The organism is Flavobacterium croceum DSM 17960 (genome assembly GCF_002917885.1).
Taxonomy (GTDB): domain Bacteria; phylum Bacteroidota; class Bacteroidia; order Flavobacteriales; family Flavobacteriaceae; genus Flavobacterium; species Flavobacterium croceum.
In genome coordinates this window covers 1-7,362 of the sequence record NZ_PQNY01000034.1, presented here as the reverse complement: position 1 = coordinate 7,362, position 7,362 = coordinate 1, and the positions used below count along the sequence as shown (strand labels likewise).

7 protein-coding genes are annotated in these 7,362 nt (G+C 34.7%); 2 read left to right on the top strand and 5 right to left on the bottom strand.

The features are described 5' to 3' along the window. Positions 1-268: 268 nt before the first annotated feature. Positions 269-1,063, top strand: a complete 795-nt coding sequence (locus Q361_RS12805; RefSeq protein ID WP_103727130.1) for a hypothetical protein — start codon at positions 269-271, stop codon at positions 1,061-1,063. A 927-nt stretch (positions 1,064-1,990) separates the two neighbouring features. Here Q361_RS12805 and Q361_RS12800 read toward each other — a convergent pair. The 3 genes from Q361_RS12800 to Q361_RS12790 are packed head-to-tail and all read right to left on the bottom strand — an operon-like array spanning position 1,991 to position 5,546. Then, positions 1,991-2,926, bottom strand: coding sequence for a tyrosine-type recombinase/integrase (locus tag Q361_RS12800; protein ID WP_103727129.1), 936 nt, complete (start codon positions 2,924-2,926; stop codon positions 1,991-1,993). Between the two features lie 32 nt (positions 2,927-2,958). After that, on the bottom strand, positions 2,959-3,897 hold the full coding sequence (locus Q361_RS12795) for a tyrosine-type recombinase/integrase (protein ID WP_103727128.1): 939 nt from the start codon (positions 3,895-3,897) through the stop codon (positions 2,959-2,961). Positions 3,898-3,941: 44 nt separating this feature from the next. Further along, complete coding sequence (locus Q361_RS12790; protein WP_211290386.1) at positions 3,942-5,546, bottom strand: hypothetical protein; 1,605 nt, start codon at positions 5,544-5,546, stop codon at positions 3,942-3,944. Between the two features lie 168 nt (positions 5,547-5,714). Between Q361_RS12790 and Q361_RS12785 the strand changes: the two genes are divergently transcribed. Continuing rightward, a complete protein-coding gene (locus Q361_RS12785; protein ID WP_169929318.1) occupies positions 5,715-6,068 on the top strand; it encodes a helix-turn-helix domain-containing protein in 354 nt (117 codons plus the stop codon). A 66-nt stretch (positions 6,069-6,134) separates the two neighbouring features. Here the strand turns inward: Q361_RS12785 and Q361_RS12780 are convergent, their stop codons facing one another. Both Q361_RS12780 and Q361_RS13800 read right to left on the bottom strand, forming a co-directional pair. Continuing rightward, complete coding sequence (locus Q361_RS12780) at positions 6,135-6,584, bottom strand: DUF6843 domain-containing protein (protein WP_103727126.1); 450 nt, start codon at positions 6,582-6,584, stop codon at positions 6,135-6,137. Beyond that, positions 6,585-7,362, bottom strand: a 778-nt coding sequence (locus Q361_RS13800; protein WP_169929317.1) for an RHS repeat-associated core domain-containing protein, incomplete at its 5' end; no start/stop codon positions are given.

Sequence of the window (7,362 nt, the reverse complement as noted above, 5' to 3'; positions counted from 1 at the left end):
ATAATTGTATGCCTTTAACCGTTTTTTTGACCGCTTTTCTCTTTTTCCTATCTCCCAAAATCTACAAAAACTGCTTTTTTCCTTGTAAGAACGTGAGGTAAAAGTAGTAATTTTTCTAATACTTTTTAGCTTTATACGGTTGTTTTTTAGTTACCCTTGATTTGGGTATTGTTTTTTGGTTGGCACGTTATTTGTAGTAATCAACTTAAAACCAATACTATGTAAGATAGCTTTACTCATTTTTTAGTAACCATTAAATATTTAGATCATGAGTAAGCAAAAAGGCGTTATCAAGTTAGTTGGTAACATTGGAGGTATGAGTTTTTATACTTCTAACGGTGAGTATTTGGCCAGAACCGCAGGAGGTCCGACCAAGGAACGTATTGCAACAGGTTCGAACTTCGTGAGAACCAGAGAGAACAATGCCGAGTTTGGCGGAGCTGCTAAAGTAGGTAAGGCATTTAGAACTGCTCTAAGCAGTGTTATTCAGACTATGGGCGGTAGCACTTTAACCGCTTCTCTAACCAGACTATTCAAGTCGATTAATGCACGAGCTTCAGGCGTAAGAGGACAACGTCCTATTGCACTGAGTGCTAACAAAACACAGGCTAAAGGTTTGGAACTTAACGATAAGATTAGTTTTACTTCGGTTTTCAATGCTCCTTATACGGTTACTTCAGATACTGACCGTGTGGAGATTACCTTTACTATTCCGTCATTCATTCCGATAAACTTTATCAATGCTCCCGCAGGTGCTACAGGTTTCCGTATTGCGGCTGCTGTGGGTTGGTTGTCGGATTATAGTTTTGACGAGAGTACACTAAGCTATGAGCCTGATGCACCAGAGCAAAACAGTTTGGGGATTACTTCCTATAGTGCTATTCAACCTATCAATAACACCGGCACAACTATAACCCTAACGGCTACCGCTCCTGGCGGATTGGTTCCTGATGCTGGCGTTAGTGTGATTGCGTGTTTAGGTATCGAGTTTTACCAAAAAGTAGATACTGTTGATTATTTACTGGCTCAAGGTAATGCAATGCGTGTAGTAGAAGTTTTTTAAGTTTTAAAAGACTTTCTATAAAGTTAAAGCTTTCCGAGTTCGGAAGGCTTTTTTTATGCTTACAAGTCTTTAAAATCATTATTTCAAGGATAAATTAACTGTTTGATGTGGTTAATTTATCCTTTTTTTATCCCCCTGATAAAGTCGGCTTTAGTGGGCTTATGGTGGGCTTATCCTCGGGACATCTACGGGACATCCTCGGCTAATGGTTGTATTATCTTGGTCTGACTTTCAAAACAAAATCGTTTTTATTTATCCATTATCCAAAAGCAAGTACAAAACCATCTTCGGAGTTTTCCTGTAGTCGGCTGATTGGCTTTAACTTTTGGCTCGATTTTTTTGGAAGATTGCCATTAATCAAACGTTGTTTTATAATCGGATTTTCCTTGGCAATCTTCCAAAAAAATGAGCATAGCCTTGTGGCGATTGAACACACAATCTACTTCCTTTTAGTGATGATTTGTGCAAAAAAACGAGCAAAGAAAGACGGCAACCACTGTAGCTGGCTTTTTTGTGAAGCTTTTTTTGTACAAAGTCATTACTAAAATAATTAACCAATCGTAGTGCGTCGGCAGTAGCGTCGGCAGTGGGTGGGTGCGTTGGAGAGCGGCTATTTTACATAATGAGCTTATAGTTTCAAGGCGAAGCGAACCCAAAGGGCTTGAACTATAATGGCTTATTATGTAACATAGCTTTGGGAGTGGTTGAGCGTTGGGTTTCGGCTCTTGTTTTTTGTGCGTGGGAAGTAAGCGGATAAAAAAAGGTTTTTTTGTGTGCGATGGGCTTGGGAAAACAAAAAACCTTTTTTTATTGGCTTACTGTGGGGAAAAACAAGTGCCGATGGTGTGGGAGAACCACTGGAGCGTTGGGAAGCGTTGGACTGGGTGGGTGCAAACTCGTCAGCGAAGCGTTCCTATTTTTTTATTATTATCCTATTGGGTGGAAGTTGTCGATTTCTTTTTGCAAGTCGTCTATATCGTTGATTAAATACATTTCTGTCGATATAATTCGTTTGTGTCCTGCAAAGTATTGTACTTGTCTTAGATTGTAATTCTTTAGCCAATACGTTATAACTGATGCCCGAACTTGCAGGAAGTTGATAAACTTTGGGTTTTGTTCTTTTAGTTCATCGGTTAGCCGTTTAAAGATATTAAAAGCGTTTACATCGTTTACCTGTGTTTGCCCTGATGCTGGAGTACTTAAAAATAATTGTTTAGTTGGTTCTTTGTGGTATTTCAGTAGTTCGTTTCTAGTTTTATATTGATATTCCATTAAATCCATTATTTGGCTTGATTTCAGTTCCAGTGTTCGGTCTTTTCCTGTTCTTCCGCCTGTGATGTCTATTTTTCCATTTCGTAAGTCTAAACTATCGGTTGTAATTCTGCTTACTTCTGCCGTTGTGATGCCTTGATTAAATAATAAACCTATAATAACCTTGTTTCTTTCTTTGCTCAATCTATAAGCGTTAAACCAATTGTGGTGACTTCTTGGATCATCTTCTTTTGGGACTAGGTAATTTTCGTAAATGCTTTGTAGTTCTTGTGGTGTTAGTATTGGATAGAGTTTCTGTTTTTGTCCGCCTTGTAGTTTTATTCTATTGGCTGGATTGTCTTTTCTTTGGTTGTTTTCTATTTGGAAGTTGAAGAAGTGTTTTAGTGCCGATAGCCTTAATTTTCTTGTTTCTGATGCGATGCCTTGTTTTTGTAAATGAGCCAAGTATAACATTATTTCCTTTTCTGTACAGTTCTCAACTTCTGTATTATCTTTATCTAAAAAGCTAATAAAATTCATAGTTTGATAATGGTACATTTCGGCTGTAGTCTTGCTTAATTCTTGTTGTTTTAAATATGCTTTGAAGTCCATTTTTCAAGTGATTAGTAAATAGTGATTAGTAATTAGTCTTGTTTTTCTTCGATTAAGTGTGTGTAAATTTGAGTAGTTTCAAGTGAGCTATGACCTAAAAACCGTTGTACTTTTTGGATGTCCATTCCGTTGGCTAATAAGTGAGTTGCTATACTATGGCGTAAACTGTGAAGTGTGATGTTTTTTTCTTTGAGTTGTATGTTATCGCTTTGGTTTATTATTCGTTGTAATCTGTTGCCTAATGTTCCGCCTGTTAATGGTTTTCCAAAACGATTGATAAATAATTTGCTTTCTGTTTTATCCTGTATTAGTATGGTTCTGTATTCAAAAACCCAATCTTGTAATATTTTAGAGGCTGTTTTATTAAAGGGTATTAATCGCTGTTTACTGTTCTTGCCTTTCTTAACGTGTAGTACTCTTGTATCAAAATTAATATCATCAACGTTTACGTTTATTCCTTCTGTTCTTCGTAGTCCGCAACCGTAATAAATCGTTAATAATACTTTGTCTTGGTAGTTTAGTGCTTCTTGTTTTTGGGTTTGGATTTCTTGATTTTCTACTATGGTATATAATTCTTTTATTTCCTCTTGTGTTAAAACTTCTCTTTCTAAGGTTTGTATTTTTAGCCTTTTTAGATTGACTTCTGGCAGGTTTTGTGTGCCTTTGTGGTGCAGGAACTCAAAGAACTTTTCTAACGCCCAAAAATGACTATTAATGTAATTGGTGCTTAATGCTCCGCCTTGCTTTTGGTTGCTTCTGCTGATTAGATAATTGTAATAGTTTTTTATATGCTCGTGATGGATTTGATTAATTTGATGGATGTTATTTTGCTCCAAGTAATACAAAAACTCTCTCACAGCCGTTGGCAGATTGTAAACCGTTGCTTGTACAAAACCCAAGATATCTAACCATTCTTTAAAAGCATTTTCCAGATAATTATAGCTTGCCTGTTGTAGTAGTAACTTTTTCATACTTATTGGATTTTATTTTTAGTCCTCTTATCTGTTTTTGTGGTTTAGTGGTTCGCCTGTGCTTTTTGCTTTGTAGCTTTGGCTTTAGGTGGTTTTGTTTCTTGGTGGTTCGGTAGTAGTTCGGTGGTTCGGTTCTCGATGGATACAATTACTTTATTTAATACCGTTTCTATTTCTTGCTCTAGGTTTTGATATTCTTTACTGTTGATTATTTGATAGCTGTAGGTTTGGGTTTCCTTATCGTGCAACTTTTTTACTACTGATGTATCAAGCCAGTTGTTTAAGTAGCGTTGTGCTGTGGTCTTGGCTATTTTCAGATTTTTGCGTAAGGTTTGATTAGTAAATATTTCACTTTGATTTTTTAAGGTTCTTTTAAATTTCTCTAATTGGTTTCGGCTATGTCCTGTAAGTAAGTCGGATTTTCGTATGATAATTTCTTTGATTAGTGCATTGGCATTTTTAATATCTTCTATGGTAGTTTCTATATACTCTTCGCCTGTTTCCTGGTCGTGTTTAATTTCTCTTTGGTGTTGGTGGTAATAGGTTATAAGTTCTATAAATTGCAGATAATGTGCGTTTGTTCTTCTTGGTTTTAATACTTCTTTTGGCAGTTCTACCATTTCAGCATACGGATTAATTACTTTGATTGATTTTAGTAAATATTGCGAGTTTTGTAATAGTGTTTTGGCTTTGATTTGTTGTTCTATATTGATTTTATTGGCACTTACTAATTTTTGGTAGTTCATAATTCTATCGTCTTGCTCTTGGCTTTCGTCTAGGTAGATTAAAAAGCTACGGTTGGCGTTATCCTCGTAAATACTTTCTTTGGTGGTGCAACCTGCCACGCATACTGGACCTTCAACGGTTATGTTAGTGGTTTTGGTTTCGCCTTTGGTATTTTTAAAAGCTATTGTTTTACTGATTTTCTTTTTGGATTGTAGTTCTCTAATGGGGTACAATGCACCTTCAGCACCGTCTAAATCTTCTATTAATATAAGTTTGTGTTTGAGTTCCTGTTGACCGAAGTAATAAAATGCGTTTTCTGATAAAGTGGTGATTTCTATTTTTTCCTCGTCTGGGATTAGATTTCCGATGTTTTCCTGTAGGTGTGTTTTTCCTGTTCCTGATAATCCTAAGCTAATAATATGTAACGGCTGTTCTCTTTTTCTACTGCTAAAGATTAAATACATTATTAGTCGGTTGATTTCTTCGCCTATAATTCCGCTTTGTCCTATTAGTTCATTGGTTATGGTTAATAGATTTTCAGACTGTAATAGTTGTAATGCTTCGGTTTTTTCTTTTTCTGTAAGTTGTTTGGTTTGTGGTTTTTGGTCGGTTTGTTCTAATTGTTCTAAACGGTATTTCTCTAATGTTTCTATTAGTTCGTTAATACTGGCTTCAATTACACTTGTACCGATTTCGAGTTTGGTAGCTGTCTTTCTGATTAGTTTTTCAACTTGTGTATCATTGTAGAGATCTAAATTATGACGCACCGCCAAGCTGTCTGCTTCCGTACCCTGTATTTTAACTGTTACACGCATTCTGTCTAATCCATCTAACCTTATACCGCCTAATACTGCTATTCTGAGCATTTGGTTTTGATATTCTAATTGGTTTGGGTTTTGGGTGTTTAATTGATTGGTTGCCATTGTTAATAAGTTTTATAGTAAGCATAATTGACTACAAACTTATACAATATGATTTAATCAACAAAATTTATATGCTATGTAATTATAAAAATATTATACTATATGCTTTTATTTTACCTATTTTTGCTATACAATTTGACTTATTTACCAATATTTATACTGTTTTATATGGCTTCTTTTGGAGAACATTTAAAAGAATTAAGAAGTGAAAAAAATATTTCACAAAGTGAACTTGCCGACCTTATCGGGATGCACTCTACCCATATTTCAAGATATGAGAGAGATTTAACCCAACCTACTTTGGAAGTTATTAAAAAGATTGCTGAAGCTTTGAGCGTTTCAACTGATGCGTTGATTTATGGAAGTTCTGACCAACAAGCCAAAAACAAAATTAAAGATACCGAACTGCTAACAATGTTTAACAAAGTTCAATCATTAGAAGATAAAGATATTAGCGTTATTAAAAGCCTTATAAGTGCTTATATTCTTAAAACTGACCTACAAAAAAATTTAAACGGATAATGATTTCAATAAAAAAGCCACTTCAATTTGAAGTGGCTTTTTAGTTTTAGAAAGTATTATTATGCACTATTTAGCGTCAGCAACATTTAATCTTTCTCTAATATTAAATAAACTATCTTGTTCTTTTTCTTCACAAACAAGATATGTCGAAAAACTAATCTCTTTATTGGTTATATCGCTTATTGCAACACCACTTCTCATTGAGAACACCTTATTTTTGCCTAAAGAAATTCTTTTATCTCCATCTAAATAATAAATTTCTGGTGGAGAACTCCATCCTTCGTCAAAGCCAAATTTAGTATCTAATATTCCATTCTGTGGTATTTCGTATACTCGTTTGCCATTCTCATAAAGTTCATCTTTACCGTTATTAACGTTAAAACGTATTATTACTATACCTTTAAAGTTTTTAGGTAAAAGATGTATTTCATCGTCTGAACTGCTTGTATAATACCAAAACAAATAGCTTATGATTATTATAATTATAATTCCAAACGTTATTAATGCCTTTTTCATCTAATTGCCTTTTGTAAATTGTTTATTCCAATCTTCGATAGTATATGTAGTATCACCTTGTTTTACACCTGTAAAATTACCTTTCCCATCAGTGGTTATTTGGAAGTTAACATCTATCAATTGATTTCTATTATCTCCATATAAATCAAGTAAACCACCTTGTTCCATACTTATTCCTATAAACACACCTACTTTACCTGATGCATCTTGAATAAATGCTTCTGTACTTGGATAACTATCTCCAACTATTGATGCTGATACACTAACAGTTCCTGTCTTAGAACTTTCAGAGATAGATATTGTAGAATGCATATCTATTTCAGGCGTTACAATTGATGGTGTAATAGGGTCTTTCGCTGTATAATTTGAAGTAACAGTTGTTATATTGTCTCCTGCCGAGTTTTTTGTGTTAGTTGTTTCAAAACTTTGCGTTGGCTTAGCTTTATCAACTGCTGGACCTAAAGGCATATTTGGATTTCCTGTTGGGTATGAATATGCAACAGTAGCATCACTAGTTGTTGATTTATTTGTTACCGTTCCTTTAGTTGGATCAACTACATAACTTTGCGTTACTCTAGATGTAACATTATTTGTATTTGTTGAAGCTCCTCTTCCATCACCTCTAAATGTACCACCTGCAACAGTAGATGTAGAAATAAATGAACGTATATAAACTGGATATGGCCACATTCCATCTGGGTCAACAAAAATTAATGGACTGTTCATAGCAAAACAATAAGGAGACCATCTACGCCCTTTTTCAGCCATTGGATCTATT

What these genes read in the sequence shown, in the direction of transcription:
- Q361_RS12805 (WP_103727130.1), top strand. Translation starts at nt 269, where the DNA reads ATGAGTAAGCAAAAAGGCGTTATCAAGTTAGTTGGTAACATTGGAGGT.
- Q361_RS12800 (WP_103727129.1), bottom strand. Translation starts at nt 2,926, where the DNA reads ATGGACTTCAAAGCATATTTAAAACAACAAGAATTAAGCAAGACTACA.
- Q361_RS12795 (WP_103727128.1), bottom strand. Translation starts at nt 3,897, where the DNA reads ATGAAAAAGTTACTACTACAACAGGCAAGCTATAATTATCTGGAAAAT.
- Q361_RS12790 (WP_211290386.1), bottom strand. Translation starts at nt 5,546, where the DNA reads ATGGCAACCAATCAATTAAACACCCAAAACCCAAACCAATTAGAATAT.
- Q361_RS12785 (WP_169929318.1), top strand. Translation starts at nt 5,715, where the DNA reads ATGGCTTCTTTTGGAGAACATTTAAAAGAATTAAGAAGTGAAAAAAAT.
- Q361_RS12780 (WP_103727126.1), bottom strand. Translation starts at nt 6,584, where the DNA reads ATGAAAAAGGCATTAATAACGTTTGGAATTATAATTATAATAATCATA.